This is a genomic window from Pseudomonas sp. C2.3V, from assembly GCF_058536325.1.
Window position 1 is genome coordinate 2,780,975 of record NZ_JBZUBN010000001.1, and the last position, 15,772, is coordinate 2,796,746.

Genomic DNA, 15,772 nt, shown 5'->3' on the forward strand with positions numbered 1-15,772 from the left:
ATGATCCAAAAATAGCCCACGCCTGATAACAATCATGAACAACCTAGTGCCCACTCCCGCGAACGAGTCCGAGCGGATTGCAGAAATCCAGCAGCTGTGCCTGATCAATCCGGAACCGGATCGCGCTTTCGACAAGATCGTTGCGCTGGCTGCCGAGTTGTTTCAGGTCCCGATTGCCCTGATTTCGATTATCGATACTCACCGGCAATGGTTCAGTGCAAGCGTCGGGCTTACCATCAGCGAAACGCCGCGTGAGCACTCCTTCTGTAACCATGCCATCTTGAGTGATGAGCTTTTCATGGTCAGCGATGCTACCCAAGACCATCGCTTCAGGGACAATCCGCTGGTTACGGGGGAGCCTCATATCCGCTTTTACGCAGGCGCTCCCCTACTGACTCAACAGGGCCTTGGGCTGGGCAGTTTGTGCATCATTGACACGAAGCCACGGCCTTCCCTGGATAAGCATCAGGTAAAGCTGCTGAGTCAGCTTGCCGAGCTGGTCATGACGCGTGTGGAAACGCTGCGCAACCTCAACTTCATTGATTTACCGACCGGCCTGTTCAATCGCCCTCGCCTGGAGAGAGATGTCTCGACCTTTTTCTCGGACCAGGATCTTCCGATCACGCTGGTGGCAGTCGATGTGATTGCGCCTCGCATCCTCAACGACATCGTCAAAGCGTTGGGCTATACGTTTTCAGAACGGCTCATGCTTCTGATCAAGGATCGCCTACAGGCTGTTGTACCCAGGGATCTTGCACTTTACAGAATCAGTCCTACACGCATTGCGTTTATGTTGGCGGACATCGAAACGGAGGCAGCTGAAACGCTTTACAGGCACATCCTCGAGTCCTTTGAGGCGCCGCTGGTTTGCGACACCATTCCCATCCAGACGCAGATAGGTCTGGGCATTCTGGTCCTTAACAAGGAAAAGGCACGCTCGACGGACTGGATACGTTCGCTGGTCAGCGCGGCAGACGATGCACGGGAAAACAATGCTGGCTGGGAAATGTACAGCCCGCGCCGCGACCATGCGCAGCAGCGCGCCTTTCGCCTGCTGAGCGCACTGACGATAGCGCTTCAGGCGGACGATCAGCTCAGGCTCTACTTCCAGCCTAAAATCCAGCTGGCTACCAGTGAGTGTACGTCTGTGGAAGCCCTGCTCCGCTGGCGTCATCCTACGCTGGGCGACATCAGCCCAGGCGAATTCATACCGCTGGCTGAAAAGACGTTCCTGATTCGCTCAGTCAGCCTGTGGGTACTCAAGGCTGCAGTCAAACAGGCGAAGGCATGGCAACAACAGGGACTGAACCTGACGGTAGCCATCAACGTATCCGCGGCCGATCTGGACGATGAGGTGTTTACCGATACGCTGACTGCCCTGCTCAGGGAATATGACCTGCCAGCGCAACGGCTGGAGGTGGAGTTTACCGAGGGCGCCCTGATCCGGCAGACCGAAGTTGTGCAGCGCCAACTGGAGCGCATCCACGATCTCGGGATCGTCATCGCTATCGATGACTTTGGTACGGGCTACAGCAACTGGTCGTATCTGCGGGATATTCCGGCGTCTGTGGTCAAGCTTGACCAGTCCTTCATCCACAATACGCTTCGGCAGGAAAAGGATAAACGCATCGTCAGGGCCATGATAAAACTGGCCAAGGAGATGGACTACCGGGTAGTGGCCGAAGGCATCGAGACCGAGGAGATCTACAAGCTGATGCGAAACTGGGGATGCGATGAAGGTCAGGGTTATCTCATGGCTCGTCCCATGCCGGCCCTTGCCCTGCTTGAATGGCTAGAGAGCAGACCGCTTCGCTATTAAAGTTCCTCCTGAGTCCTATCGAACAACAAAGCCGTCTAGCAATTCTCAGCCTCTTAAGGCGGTTTTCTTATCAATGGGATAAACCCTTACTTTTTCTGTCACATCATGAACCGATAGAAAAAAGTATTACTTATGGAATCCGGTAGATCCTCCCTCAGCGCCCTGAGCCCTGGTGAACTGGCCCAACTGGTACTGGCCAATACCTCTGACTATGCCGTGGTCGTGTCCGACCTATCAGGAACCATCGTGGACTGGAACCCCAGCGCGGAAAAGGTCCTGGGCTGGTCGGCAGCCGAAGCCATTGGCCAGCCGATATCTATTTTCTTTACACCAGAAGATTGTGCACAGGATCGGCCTAACGTTGAGATGACGGAAGCCGCCCAATGCGGTTGCGCTAAGGATGAGCGGTGGCATATCAAACAGGATGGCACACGCTTCTGGGCCAGCGGCGAGATGAGTGCGCTGCGCAGGGATGGCGTGCTGATGGGCTATTCCAAGATCCTGCGTGACCGTACGCCCGAGCGTCTTGCTGCAGAGCGTCTGCGACTGGCTCAACAGGTAGGAGAGATCGGAACGTTCGAATTGCACCCGGCTCAAGGACGCATAACTGTGTCTCGGGAGATGTGCCAGCTTTGGGGGCTGCCTGAGCAGGAGAGCTTTCAGATCGAGGAGTTGATTGCACTCATCCACCCTGAAGATCGCGCACGTGTTATCACCAACAGTCATGAGTTTTTAGAGGGTGCATTGGATTACGTCGAGTATCGTATCCGCAGGCCTGACAACGGAGAGGAACGCTGGATGGCTCGTCGAGGCGAGCCTATTCTGGTCAATACTCGTGAAGGCATGCGTTATTTTGGCGTGTGCTACGACATCACCGATCGCAAACGGGCTGAACAGGCTCACCTTGAAAGCGATGCTCGCTTGCGCAACCTTACCCAGGAGATGCAGGAAGGCTTTTTCGTCGCAGAGCCCATCCTGAACGCAACAGGCCATATGGTTGACTTCCGTTTTATCGAGGTCAACCCAGCGTTTAGCCAGCTAACCGGGCTTCCGCCCGAGCAGGTGCAAGGCCGGACCCTCCGCGAAGCACTACCTCATATCGATGACACGCTGATAGAGAGTTATGCACGCTTCATACGTCATAACGATCCCGTACATTTTGAACTGCAGCTGCAGGCGTTGGAAGGTCGTTGGTTCGAGTCCTGGTTAAGGCGTCTGGACCCTACCCGCTTTGTTGTGCTCTTTCTGGATGTCACCGCGCGTAAGCAGGCCGAAGCCGCCTTGTCGGAAAGCGAAGCACGCTTTAAGGCCATCACGAACTCCATTGACCAGATGGTCTGGGCCAGTCGCCCGGATGGTCATCATTACTACTTCAACGAGCGCTGGTATGAATTCACCGGATCGGTGGCAGAGCATACCGATGGTGACAAGTGGATTGAGATGGTTCACCCCGATGATCGGGAGACCACTTGGGCGTCTTGGCAGCAATGCCTCACAAGTGGAGAGCCCTACCGCACAGAGTTTCGGCTTCGCCATCGCTCCGGCCAATACCGCTGGGTACTCGGACGGGCTCAGCCGGTACGTAATGAGCGTGGTACGGTCGAGGGCTGGTTTGGTACATCGACCGATATTCAAGACATCATCGATGCTCGCGAGGTCCTTTCCCGCTCACGGGAGGAGCTTGAAAAGCAGATTGAGCTACGCACGCGCGAGCGTGATCGAATCTGGCGTTTAAGTAACGATCTGATGAAGGTCTGCCAACTGGATGGCCGACTCATTTCGGTGAACGAGGCCTGGTACGAGACGCTAGGCTGGTCGGAAAACGATCTGCTTGGCAGAAACTATCTTGAATTCATTCATCCTGATGATGTTGACCGCGTCACGCATGGGCTCAGCATCATCGATCAGGAACGGCGGGCCCGTTCCTATGAAGTACGCCTGCTCCATCAGAATGGCAACTATAGGTTGACCTCCTGGACAGCCGTACCCGAGGAAGGATTGATCTATTCGGTTGGTCGGGATATTACCGAGCAGCGTCAGCTTGAGGATCAACTTCGTCAATCCCAGAAAATGGAAGCTGTCGGCCAGCTCACCGGCGGTATCGCCCATGACTTCAACAATCTGCTGACGGGCATTATCGGCTCGCTGGACCTGATGCAACGCCGTTATGAATCAGGGCGCGCCCAGGACCTGGAACGGTATATGAGCGCTGCAGTCACATCGGCGCAGCGTGCAGCCGCCCTCACCCAACGTCTTCTGGCTTTTTCGCGGCGCCAGGCTCTGGATCTCAAACCGGTCAACCTGAACACCCTGGTTGCATCGATGGAGGAGCTGCTCAGACGCACCATTGGTGAAAAGATAGCCCTCGATACGACGCTTGCAGCAGGATTATGGCCGGCGCTTACCGATACGAATCAGCTGGAAAGCGCGCTGCTTAACCTTGTGATCAATGCCCGTGATGCCATGCCGGAGGGCGGAACGATCACTATTGCCACCTCCTCGGCGCACTTTGATGAGCACACTGACGATCCACACCTGACATTGGCGCCAGGTGACTATGTCGTACTGTGTGTAAACGATACCGGGACGGGCATGAGCCCAGAGGTTATCGAGCGCGCCTTTGATCCGTTTTTCACCACCAAACCCATCGGTCAGGGTACCGGCCTTGGCTTGTCCATGATTTATGGCTACGCCAAACAATCCAAGGGACAGGTCCGAATCTTCTCCACACAGGGCAAAGGTACAAGCGTCAGGCTATATCTACCTCGATACCGTGGCGCGCTGGATGAGCACGCGATCAATACCGAAAGACAATTGCTTAAAGGCTCCGGAGAGACTGTATTGGTGGTGGAGGACGAAACCATTGTCCGCTCGCTGATCGTCGAAGTGCTCGATGAGCTGGGCTATAGCTCGCTTGAGGCGGTCGATGCGCAGCAGGCGATTCCTCTGCTACAAAATGGTCAACAGATCGATCTGATGATCTCCGACGTGGGACTGCCGGGAATGAACGGCCGCCAGCTGGCCGATGTAGCCAGAACCCTGCGACCGGAGCTGAAGATCCTGTTTGCTACAGGCTATGCCGAAGGCGCCCAGGTCGAAGGCTACCTGGGCGAAAACATGGAGATCATTACCAAGCCGTTCAATGTGGATGCCTTGGCCAGCAAGATTCAAGAGATGATCAAGGCTCAAGATTGATGCGCGTCAGGAGATTAAGGATCATGCCCCTCTCCCGAAGGGCATGATTCATATCACGAGGCGCCTGAATAAGCCCGTATAAGGCAAGATTGTCAGGGTTGCGCTCCACAAACGCATTCAACAACTCTGTATCAATAGGCCATTACGCCTTGCTGGCGATCGGCTTTTGCGCTTTTAGTGTCCAAAAGCAGGCAAATACCTTTAAAATCCGTCGCTTCGCTCAATGGCCGTACGTGAAAAACGAACCTTTAGCGGGACAGACTGATCCTGTACGGCGTGTATTCAACTCGCGTGAAGGGAACGCACGAACCTCTTCTTTGCCAACATCGCCCCGCTTCCTTATAAGTTGATCTTGCCATGACCCAAGCTACAAACCCCTTTCTGAACTGGCTGATGCGCTCCAGTCTGGTGATGCAGATTCTCATCGGACTGATCGCTGGCATCGTGCTTGCGCTCGTTGCGCCCTCTGCGGCCCAGGCCACAGGTTTCATCGGCTCCGTGTTCGTCACAGCCCTGAAAGCGGTTGCGCCGATCCTGGTATTTGTTCTGGTAGCGTCCTCCATTGCCAATCACAAGCAGGGACAACCTACCCATATCAAACCCATCCTGTGGTTATATGTAATCGGGACGCTGTCTGCATCGGTAATTGCTGTACTAGCCAGCTTTCTCTTCCCATCCACCTTGACGCTGGGCGCCCATACCAGCGATATCAGCCCGCCGGAAGGGATCAGCAGCGTATTGCAAACATTGCTGCTGAGCATCGTCGATAACCCGGTCAACGCGCTTATCAATGCTAATTTCATGGGCATTCTGGCCTGGGCCATTGGCCTGGGCATTGCCTTCCGTCATGCCAGCGAGACGACCCGTACCGTGTTCACTGATCTGGCGGATGGCGTTTCGAGTATTGTCCGCTTCGTGATTCGCTTTGCGCCGCTCGGCATTTTCGGTCTTGTATCCTCGACCCTGGCAACGTCCGGGTTTGATGCCTTGGCGGGTTACCTGCATCTTTTGGTCGTATTGATTGGTTGCATGCTGCTGGTGGCCTTTGTGGTTAACCCGCTCATCGTGTACTGGAAAACACGACGCAACCCCTACCCCCTTGTCCTGACCTGCCTGCGCGAGAGTGGCATCACGGCGTTCTTCACCCGTAGCTCGGCCGCAAACGTACCGGTCAACCTGGGCTTGTGCGAACGGTTGGGCCTGCATGAGGACACCTATTCGGTTTCGATTCCGCTAGGCGCCACGATTAATATGGCTGGCGCAGCCATTACCATTACTGTGCTAACACTGGCTGCAGTCGAAACACTGGGTATTTCCGTTGATATTCCGACGGCTCTTCTGCTCAGCATAGTGGCCGCGGTTTGTGCCTGCGGTGCGTCAGGCGTCGCGGGCGGTTCGCTGCTGCTGATCCCACTGGCCTGCAGCCTGTTCGGGATTCCCAGTGAAATCGCCATGCAAGTGGTAGCGGTAGGCTTCATTATCGGGGTGGTTCAGGACTCGGCAGAAACCGCCCTGAACTCTTCCACCGATGTGATCTTTACGGCAGCGGCCTGTCAGGCCAAGGAAGCCTGACAGTTAGGCAGCGGAAAGAAACCTCCCTTTCCGCTGCCCTACTCCCTACAGTCAGGCAGGCTCCACTGTAATCTTTGGCGTGCCGTTCTGGGTCTGCACCTTGACCCTTCCAGGGGTGTATTCGACGAGGTGGCCCCCGTCAAAGATAAAGGAATAATCCGAGCGATCGGCTGACATGCTGAGCAACCGGTCCCTGTAAACAAGGACGGTCAGCGACCCTTCCTTCTGTACATGATCCGGTTTACCCATCGAGCCTACGAGTTGCTGCTCGGTCATGTACCGCTCAATCTGCACATCCTGAGCGGTCTGGTCATTCTTGTTCCCATGGGTACAGGCTGCCAAGAGCGCCAGGGAAAGCATCACGATTGTCTTGCGCATGAATCTTCATCCTTTTCCGGCCCGGCAGCACTCACGGCTGCACGCCATGCCGAACCCTGATTGACATCGCTACGCTCAAGGCTCGGTCATCCTTAAAGGACTTCAACCCAGTCGTAACGATTCCTTCCGACTCGCTTTCTGTGATTTCGTTCGCAGCGATTGGAAGCTCAGACAGGATGGAGCCAAGAAACAGATGAGATGGCTATATGACCTCAAGGGAAATCAGCGCTTTCCTGGCTGCTTACGTCCACGGAAACGGTTGCGATTGAGCAGTACATAACCGATGAACTGGACAACTGCTGACAGGACCAGGGGCGTCAGGTGACCCGCGTCACGAGGCGCTCTTTCAGGACCGATCAGCGGCACCAGAGCCGTTACCAGCCCCACTACTCCGCCTACGAACAGCACCAGGCCGATCCAGGTTAATGGGCGTACTTTGGATTTGGAGTCGTTCATTCGATTACTCAGCGAGTTTCTAGGCTCGGCTATTCTATAGGATCGCCCGCCTGACTGCCCCTGGTCGGTTGTGCTGAACCGAAACGGTTTCTTACCTTCAAACCTGTATGTTGCCTTCGCAACCCAATCCCATCCGATTCCAACCGCGAGTATTCAGCATGCGTATTGCTTGTCTTGCCTGGGGCTCCCTGATCTGGAAGCCCGGCCCGCTTCCATTGGCTTCTGCCTGGATGAACGATGGTCCAAGGTTGCCGGTAGAGCTCTGCCGCACCTGTGACGGTGGAGAATTAGCGGTTGCCTTGTCTTCAAGCGCACCGGATAGCCCCACGTTCTGGGCACTGTTGAATGTTCAGGACATTGATATCGCCCGTGAATTGCTACGTGATCGCGAGCAGATCAACCGTGAACGCCCTGAATACGTAGGCAGTATTCCAGGCGAATACGAAGGTCCCTATGGTGAACGCATTCGAGCCTGGGCTGACCACAGAGAGCTGGATGCCGTGGTCTGGACGGCTTTGCCTCCCAAGTCGAGGGACGAAGAGGGCCGTATGCCTTCTGTTGATGAAGCCATTGCTTATCTCGATGGGCTTGAAGGGGGTATTCGAGATCATGCCTGCAACTATGTCAGGCAGCTTCCGCTTGAAATCAGAACGCCTTATCGCACCGCGATCGAGCAGCGCCTGGGCTGGATGCCTGTTGATCAATGACTGATTCCTAACAACGGACAGTTGAGTTCATCGGCGAAGCATGGATTTAATACACTTTGTGTCCCGGATAATCCGGGAGCCGCCTGTTATCCTGTCACATGACCTCACATAACGCTTCTGCTCTAACTCTGTTTCGTGGCCCTGGTGAGATACGTGCCCTGGCAAGGGACCTTGATTGGTCGAAAACACCACTAGGCGCCGTATCCACCTGGCCACAGAGCCTTCGCTCAACGGTCCGTACCCTTCTTTCGTCCCAGTACCCCATGATCCTTACCTGGGGTACTGCATTTACGCAGATCTACAATGATGCCTACGCCAAGCTGATCGGCGATAAACATCCCCAAGCGCTGGGCGAGGATATCCGCATTACCATGGCGGAAAACTGGGATACGCTTGGTCCTATGATCGAACGGGTCATGGAAAGTGGACAGGCGAACTGGACCGCAGCCCTTCCTCTGCTGATGGACCGCGCAGGCTACCGCGAAGAAGCCTATTTCAGCGTCTCCCATGCACCAGCCGAAAATGACGAAGGAAGCATTGTCGGCATGCTGGCTGTGTGTAGCGAAGTCACTCTACAGGTTGTAGGCGAGCGCCGATTGAAGCTGCTGAGCGATCTCTCAACACAGGCCGGTGAAATTCGAAGTGTCGAAACCACCGGCAGGGACATTGGAGCCGCACTGGCCAGTGATCCGCTGGATCTGCCTTTTGCACTGCTTTATCTAAAAGGCCCTGAAGAGACGCTGAATCTGGTTGCCGCGACGCCCATAGACCCGGGGGCTCATGTGCCCTCTACCATGTCTGTAGGCAGTACCGCAACTGAGCCGCTGTGGCCCTTCAAACAGGTCTTGGCTGGACAAGCCCAAACCATTACCGGGCTTTCAGATGCGCTGGGGCTTCATGGTGGCCTCTGGCAGGACCCTGTCGATTCGGCGCATATCATGCCGATCGCTGGCGAAAGTGATGCCGAGCCGCTAGGGGTCCTGATCGTAGGGATCAGTCCAAGCCGTGCGCTGGACGATGCCTATGCCACATTCATCACACTGGCCGCAGGGCAGGTTTCGACGGCTCTGCGCAATGCCCGTGCGTATGAACAGGCACAGCAGAGAGCCGAGATGCTGGCTGAGCTGGACCGTGCCAAGACACAGTTCTTCTCCAACGTATCCCATGAGTTCAGAACCCCCCTGACACTCATGCTGGGCCCGCTTGAGGATCTACTTGGAACACAAACCCTGACGCCCGAGGTTCGGGGTGAGTTGACCATAGCGCACCGCAATGCCCTGCGCCTACTGCGGCTGGTCAACACATTGCTAGACTTCTCCCGTGTCGAAGCAGGCCGCTCGCAAGCCCGGTTTGTGCCTACGGATCTGGCATCTTTTACAGCGGATCTGGCAAGCAGTTTTCGCTCGGCTATCGAGCGGGCGGGTCTTCGTTTCGATGTCTTCTGCACCACCCTCCCCGAGCCCGTCTTTGTCGACCGGGAGATGTGGGAAAAGGTGGTCCTCAATCTATTATCCAATGCGTTCAAGTTTACGTTCAGCGGCCAGATCCGCCTGGAACTGAGCTCGACCGATACCCATGTTCAGCTGACCGTAGCTGACACCGGGGTCGGCATTGCTGCAGAGCACCTTCCCCGTCTTTTTGAGCGCTTCCACCGAATCGAGGACACCAAGAGCCGTTCCTATGAAGGTTCAGGTATTGGCCTGGCCCTGGTGAATGAGCTGGTTGCACTGCATGGTGGCTCGGTATCCGTGAACAGCGAGCTGAACCACGGCACCACGTTCACCTTGAGAATTCCCTTTGGCAGCCGTCATCTCCCGGACGAATCGCTTCAGGATGGTGCATCCGGTGCGAGCAAAAGCCCTGGAGCGGCACCGTTTGTAGAGGAGGCCTTGCGCTGGCTGGTTGATGACCCCGTGACTCCGCGGCTGGAAACCCAGGCGGCTGGAGCGGTGATGGTCGCAGCAAGGGATCCCATGAAGCGGCGCTCCCGTATTGTCCTGGCTGATGACAACGCGGATATGCGCGCCTACATCCAGCGCCTGCTTGAGCCTGATCATGACGTTGTTGCGGTCGCAGACGGAGCCGCCGCGCTTGAGGTTCTGCAGCAGTACGGGGCAGACCTGTTATTGACCGACGTGATGATGCCCCAACTTGATGGATTCGGCCTGGTACGCAAGCTACGGGAAGATCCGCTGCTTAACACCCTGCCCATCATTATGCTCTCGGCACGTGCCGGTGAAGAGGCCAGTGTGGATGGGTTGGCAGCCGGTGCAGATGACTACCTTGTCAAACCCTTTTCCGCCCGGGAGCTCAAGGCCAGGGTTCAATCTAACCTTGAGCTGGCGCACCTGCGCCAGGAAGCCGAGGAGCAGCTAGCCCAGTCGCGAAAGATGGATGCGATCGGTCAGCTGACGGCGGGCGTGGCTCACGACTTCAACAACCTGCTTGCCGTCGTAATCGCCTCGCTGGATTTGCTGGAGCGGCGTACTCACGACGAGCGTACGAGTCGCTTGCTGAAAAATGCCCAGCAGGCCGCCAATCGAGGCGCCAGGCTGACCGCGCAGCTGCTTGCCTTCTCACGTAAGCAGCGACTCAACGCCCGCCCCGTTGACCTCAACTCGATCCTACAAGGTATGCAGGCCCTGTTGCACGCCACCCTTGGCGGCACCGTAGAACTGGTAATGAACCTTCAAGCAGGCCTCTGGCCCGCGCAAAGCGATTCTGACCAGTTTGAATTGGCTATCGTAAACCTGGCGGTGAATGCGCGGGACGCCATGCCCAGCGGCGGACGCGTGACCATTCAGACACAGAACATAGGTGTCTCGGATAGTCGCCCGGCCTCCCTGGGACGAGGCGAGTTCATACGTATCAGTCTTACCGACACCGGTGAAGGTATGTCTCAGGAGGTGCTCAGCCACGTGTTCGAGCCCTTTTTCACCACCAAAGCACAGGGCAAAGGGACAGGATTGGGCCTGGCCCAGGTCTATGGCACGGTTCGTCAGTTTGGGGGAGACGTCGAAGTACAAAGCCAGCCAGGTCACGGCACGTGCATCTCTCTTTACCTGCCCCGTACTTCAGAGCCGGTACAGGCAATGAGCGAGCCGGTAAACGTAGACCTTTCTTCTCCAATCCCGCTAAGAATTCTGCTGGTGGATGACGACGCGCAGGTACGTCACTCAACGTCCGCCATGCTATCGGAGCTAGGCTATGGACACATCGAGGCGGAAAATGGGCAGGAAGCGATACAGCAGTTACATGATGGAGACGGGATAGATCTGCTTCTGACCGACTATGCCATGCCCGGCATGACAGGCATGGAGCTGTGCAAGCAGAGTCTGACCATCAAACCGGAACTCAGGATTGTGCTGATGACGGGATATGCGGACTCAGCTGCGCTCTCTGCGGGCAATCTTACAATATTGAGCAAGCCGTTTACTTTGAGCCAACTTGCCAGCGTCATTATTAATGTTGCAAGCCGCGAGCAAACTATCAAACTTAATTGACATAAGTACATTGGTATAAATAAAACCCTCAAGACAGGCTCTATCTTGAGGGTTTCAGAAATACTTTATTATTGAGCAAATCGCATGGAAATATTGAATCCATTTAAAATAACGGTTCAATACTTTTTTCAAAGGCAAATAAATACCCTGATCCGCTAAACAGGATCCTATGAAGTAGTTTTGCTTTTATTCTTATGCGGTAAAAGCCACAGGGCTTGAAAGAAGCGTAATCAGGTCAGCAGCGGCGTTTCTTGGGCAGCACGGCTGATGTCTTCAATGATCTGCTCTTTTTGCACTTCAGTCAGTGAATTCCACTGCTTCTGTGCGAAAACGGTAAGACTGAATACGATATAAGCCGAGAGGATGCCAATAACCAGCCATTCTATGATCGATACGCCCTCTCGACGACGTTTCGATGCACCTTCTTTAGTTCTCACGTTACCTCCACACAAGATATTTAAAAAATCGATTCAGCGGCCTGAAGACGCAAGCTTAATATCCAGCGGTCACATCAAAAGGCAGCAAGCTAACTAATAGGGGGCAAATACCTGACGAGCGGTTATCAACCAGTCAAATGACTGCAACCGTTAATTCTTGTCGTTAGGTATCGGTTTAAAAGACTACTTCTTGATAGTCGTAGCGACTTATTCTTGACCTAGCGGCATGTCAAATGGATGACTTGGCCGGGTTTCAGGGAGAACCGGTTGTCCCAGTACTCGATACAAGCGTCGTGGCTGTTTCGAGGGTCAGAAGATAAGGACAATATCCGGTCTTTCAACGCGACATTCAGCCGCACCCCTTTGTACTCAATATCCAACGAAACATTGTCGAGCGCAGCAGGAGGCGCAGGCATCACCTGTAAACAGGCCACATTAGGCACTATTCCCAGGTAATGCCGCTGCAGGACATCCAGCGACCCGGCCATAGCGCCCAGATGAACCCCTTCCTGAATGCCGCTATCAGAAGGTGCATCCAGATCGGTACGCAAGCTCTGCCTGAAGTAGTCCCAGGAGCGCTCCGCATCCAGACGAGCCAACGCACCCGCACAAACCACTTTCGACAGACTGGACTCATGCGTGATACGTGCCAGGTAATAGTCAGCCGTTCGCCGAATCTCAGCCAAATGCTCGATATAGCCCAAGCGCGCAAAAAGCCGCTCCAGTTCCCGGGGCGGAAACAGGTAAAGTAGCATCAGCACATCGGCTTGCTTGGTCAGCTGATAATTATCGGTCTTGTCACCTTGAGCCTCCAGCATCCAGTCCAGGCGCGGCCGCCCATCTTGACGAAATTCTGGGGGCGGTGACTCCAGCCGGTCAAAGCCTTCAAACTGGCTGATCACGCCATCTCCCTGCACAGGGACATACAGCGTACGGCTGATCCGATCCCAATCCACTTGCTCCTGTGGCGTAACACCAAGCCGCTGTTGAAGTGCATCGGCTTCCTCGTCAGGTAGTAGATCAAGTAATTCCAGAGCCAGGGCCAACACCCAGGACGCCATGACATTGGTATAGGCATTGTTATCGAGCCCCGGCACATCGGTATTGGGATACGCGTTGTGATACTCGTCGGGACCAATAACGCCTTCGATTACATAGCGCCCCCGTCCTGGATCAAAACGCACCATGCTGGCCCAGAAGCGAGCAATTTCCAGAATCAGCTCGCCGCCGTTGTGACTCACCAGGGAGCGATCTCCCGTGGCGAGATACAGCTGCCAGACATCATAGGCAATGGCTGAACCCACGTGCCGTTGCAGATAGGTATGGTCGGGCACCCAGTGATGGGACAATGGGTTACACTGATAAGGAGGGGTTTCCTCCCCTCCGGTTCGCCCGCTTCTCCAGGGGAACATCGCCCCGCGATACCCGCTCCTGCGCGCCAACGCCCGTGCCATGTCGAGGCGGGCATAGCGGTAGTTCACTACCGTATGGGCAAGCTCTGGAAAGTGAGTGGCTAGAAAGGGCATGGCAAAGATCTCATCCCAGAAGATCTGCCCAAAATATCCTTCCTGCCAACCTCTGGCAGGCCATCCCATGTCCTGACCAAGACTGTTGGGCGAAAGCGCCTGAAGCACATGGAAACGGTGCAGGCGCAGGGGCAAGGCGAGATGATGCTCGGTCATCTGCATGGCCATGCGGCCCCATAACCTGTGCCAATGGGCGGCATGCCGCTGCAGGACGCTATCAAAATCGGAGCGCCGACGGAGTTGGTCGAGCATAATCGAAAGCGTTATCCCACTGTCCTCATGACGCGGGATTTCACCCTCGACCCTGACCGTTACATATTTCTCGATGATCAGCGTTCCGCCTTCAGGCAGATCACAGGTAGCCTCAAGGCACAGGCAGTCGCCCATCACGGCCTGTTGCCAGGGACCAGCCGGCATACTTAGCCGGGTATGTGCCGCAACTGCTACCTCGCGGGACCGGTCATGCAGGGATGCCAACACCGCGGCGCCACCGTCAGCTTCGCTATGGAATCCAATGGTTTGCAGACGTCGTCCCTCATAGGCTGCATCACGTTTGACCCCGGCATTTCTGACCCCAGCGTTGAGCGTCGAGCGCACCCGGACGCAGCCTCCCTCGGGTACGTACACCTCCCAGCGCAGTACGCACAGATCAGGGTCGGCCATGCTGACCAGACGCGTCTCGCTCAACCGCACTTCACGCGTCGGCCCCATCATGAAAGTCATGTCGCGCCGCAGCGTGCCACGGTCCAGTGAAAGTACCTGGCGATAACGCTGAAGCTTGATAGAGGCCAGGTTGAACCACAGGTCATCATCCAGCGCGAACGTGAGTCCGAACGGATCAGGCAGGTTGACCAAGGCCGACATGGCGATGCGCTTCCCATTCACCCTGCGTGGCGCATCGTCATACCAACCCGCACGATAAAAACCGGGGTAGTGCTGGTCGTCCCCCTGGCTCAGACGGCTTGCGCTAAGTTCCGGTGCGCTGGCCCGCATACTGAGCACACCGTTGCCCAGTGCCAGAAGTGCTTCACGGCGACGCTCGTCCGAGGGCTTGTACTCATTGAATATGATCTCGGTGCGAGTTGTGTTGAACGCATCATTCATGGAGATTGCGTACCCCTGCTCTTAGCCGGCCCGCCTGCTGCTCCACCTCCTCGCGCGAAGGATAGGCAGGTTGAGAGCCGTATCCTCTTACTGCCAGGTTGGCAGCAGCAACGCCTCGCAAAGCGGCTTCCAGCGGTGCGAGGCCTTCCAGCAGGGCAATCGACAGAACGCCTGTGAACGCATCACCGGCCCCCGTGCTGTCGACTACATCAGCCTCTCCTGCTGGGATAAGCGCTGCGCCCTCCTTGGTTACCAGCACACAACCGCCATCTTCCAGCTTGATGCACACAATCGAGACGCCCCACTCATGAAGCGTTCGAGCCGCTTCCAAGGCCGATTCGGGAGAGTCGATCGTGATGCCGGTGACTCCCTCGGCTTCGGAGGCATTGGGCGATACCGCCAGAACCTTGCTCAGCAATGCTTTTTCAACGCGGTCGGGAAAGGACAAGTCCATTACGACAGGAACGGTACGCTGGTCTGCCGCCTCGACAGCCTTACGCACTACCCAGGCAGGTATCTCATAGTCCACTGTCAGCAACGCCGGCGGAGCGGTCTGCCTGATCGCCTCAACCATGGCCTGGGCAGATGTCTCATCCCAGTGATCGTTGGCGTTGGTTGCCAAAACGATCTGTTTCTTGCCTTTGGGCGGGACCATGATGATGGAAACCCCGGTAGTCGCTCCGCGCGCCGTGCAAACCGAACCTATATCGACCCCTGCAGCCTGCAGAGGCGACAGGGCTTGTCTTGCCAGATCATCGTCTCCCACGCAGCCCAGCAGCCGAGACGTACATCCGAATACCGCACCCAAATAGGCTACGTTGGCCGCTTTGCCTCCCGAAAGGCGCACGTGGTCATGGGCGAGCAAGGTTTCGGCACTACCTGGCTCCTCGTCGAGCCGCATTTGAAAGTCTGCATTGATGCTGCCCAGGGATAGCAATGTAGAGCGGGTCAAGGCGTTTCTCCCATGAGAAAAGAGCACTAAGGAGGACTCGCTCCGACTGTCCAGGTTCGCTGAAAGCTCGTTTTTACCGATCGATTGCGCAACCAGGTGTAACAACAGGCTGTCCACCTTAGA

The 15,772-nt window shown here is 55.9% G+C and carries 10 protein-coding genes; 5 read left to right on the forward strand and 5 right to left on the reverse strand.

The features are described from left to right. Window positions 1-34: 34 nt before the first annotated feature. From AC4LF3_RS13215 to sstT, 3 genes are all read left to right on the forward strand, one after another. A complete protein-coding gene (locus tag AC4LF3_RS13215) occupies window positions 35-1,819 on the forward strand; it encodes a sensor domain-containing phosphodiesterase (RefSeq protein ID WP_491835447.1) in 1,785 nt (594 codons plus the stop codon). A gap of 132 nt (window positions 1,820-1,951) precedes the next feature. Continuing rightward, the gene (locus tag AC4LF3_RS13220; RefSeq protein ID WP_125888270.1) at window positions 1,952-5,014 is read left to right on the forward strand and encodes a PAS domain S-box protein; all 3,063 of its coding nucleotides are present in this window, start codon (window positions 1,952-1,954) and stop codon (window positions 5,012-5,014) included. A 357-nt stretch (window positions 5,015-5,371) separates the two neighbouring features. Then, complete coding sequence (gene sstT / locus AC4LF3_RS13225; protein ID WP_491835448.1) at window positions 5,372-6,586, forward strand: serine/threonine transporter SstT; 1,215 nt, start codon at window positions 5,372-5,374, stop codon at window positions 6,584-6,586. 51 nt (window positions 6,587-6,637) lie between these two features. Here sstT and AC4LF3_RS13230 read toward each other — a convergent pair whose 3' ends face one another. Together AC4LF3_RS13230 and AC4LF3_RS13235 are read right to left on the reverse strand one after the other, a co-directional pair. Next, a complete protein-coding gene (locus tag AC4LF3_RS13230; RefSeq protein WP_010795050.1) occupies window positions 6,638-6,964 on the reverse strand; it encodes a hypothetical protein in 327 nt (108 codons plus the stop codon). A gap of 222 nt (window positions 6,965-7,186) precedes the next feature. Continuing rightward, window positions 7,187-7,420, reverse strand: a complete 234-nt coding sequence (locus AC4LF3_RS13235; RefSeq protein ID WP_010795051.1) for a hypothetical protein — start codon at window positions 7,418-7,420, stop codon at window positions 7,187-7,189. Between the two features lie 158 nt (window positions 7,421-7,578). Here AC4LF3_RS13235 and AC4LF3_RS13240 point away from each other — a divergent pair, with 158 nt between their 5' ends. After that, window positions 7,579-8,127 carry a hypothetical protein gene (locus AC4LF3_RS13240; protein ID WP_491835449.1) on the forward strand — a complete coding sequence of 183 codons (549 nt, stop codon included), beginning with the start codon at window positions 7,579-7,581 and terminating at the stop codon, window positions 8,125-8,127. A 98-nt stretch (window positions 8,128-8,225) separates the two neighbouring features. Then, window positions 8,226-11,630, forward strand: a complete 3,405-nt coding sequence (locus AC4LF3_RS13245) for an ATP-binding protein (protein ID WP_491835450.1) — start codon at window positions 8,226-8,228, stop codon at window positions 11,628-11,630. A gap of 230 nt (window positions 11,631-11,860) precedes the next feature. Here AC4LF3_RS13245 and AC4LF3_RS13250 read toward each other — a convergent pair whose 3' ends face one another. The 3 genes from AC4LF3_RS13250 to AC4LF3_RS13260 all read right to left on the reverse strand — a co-directional run bounded on the left by AC4LF3_RS13250 (window position 11,861) and on the right by AC4LF3_RS13260 (window position 15,649). Continuing rightward, a complete protein-coding gene (locus AC4LF3_RS13250; protein WP_491835451.1) occupies window positions 11,861-12,067 on the reverse strand; it encodes a hypothetical protein in 207 nt (68 codons plus the stop codon). A gap of 218 nt (window positions 12,068-12,285) precedes the next feature. Continuing rightward, window positions 12,286-14,697, reverse strand: a complete 2,412-nt coding sequence (locus AC4LF3_RS13255; RefSeq protein WP_434134568.1) for a glycoside hydrolase family 65 protein — start codon at window positions 14,695-14,697, stop codon at window positions 12,286-12,288. Next, window positions 14,690-15,649: a PfkB family carbohydrate kinase gene (locus tag AC4LF3_RS13260; protein ID WP_197872325.1), complete on the reverse strand. Its 960-nt coding sequence runs from the start codon at window positions 15,647-15,649 to the stop codon at window positions 14,690-14,692. The genes AC4LF3_RS13255 and AC4LF3_RS13260 overlap by 8 nt, the downstream gene beginning before the upstream one ends. Window positions 15,650-15,772 lie beyond the last annotated feature (123 nt).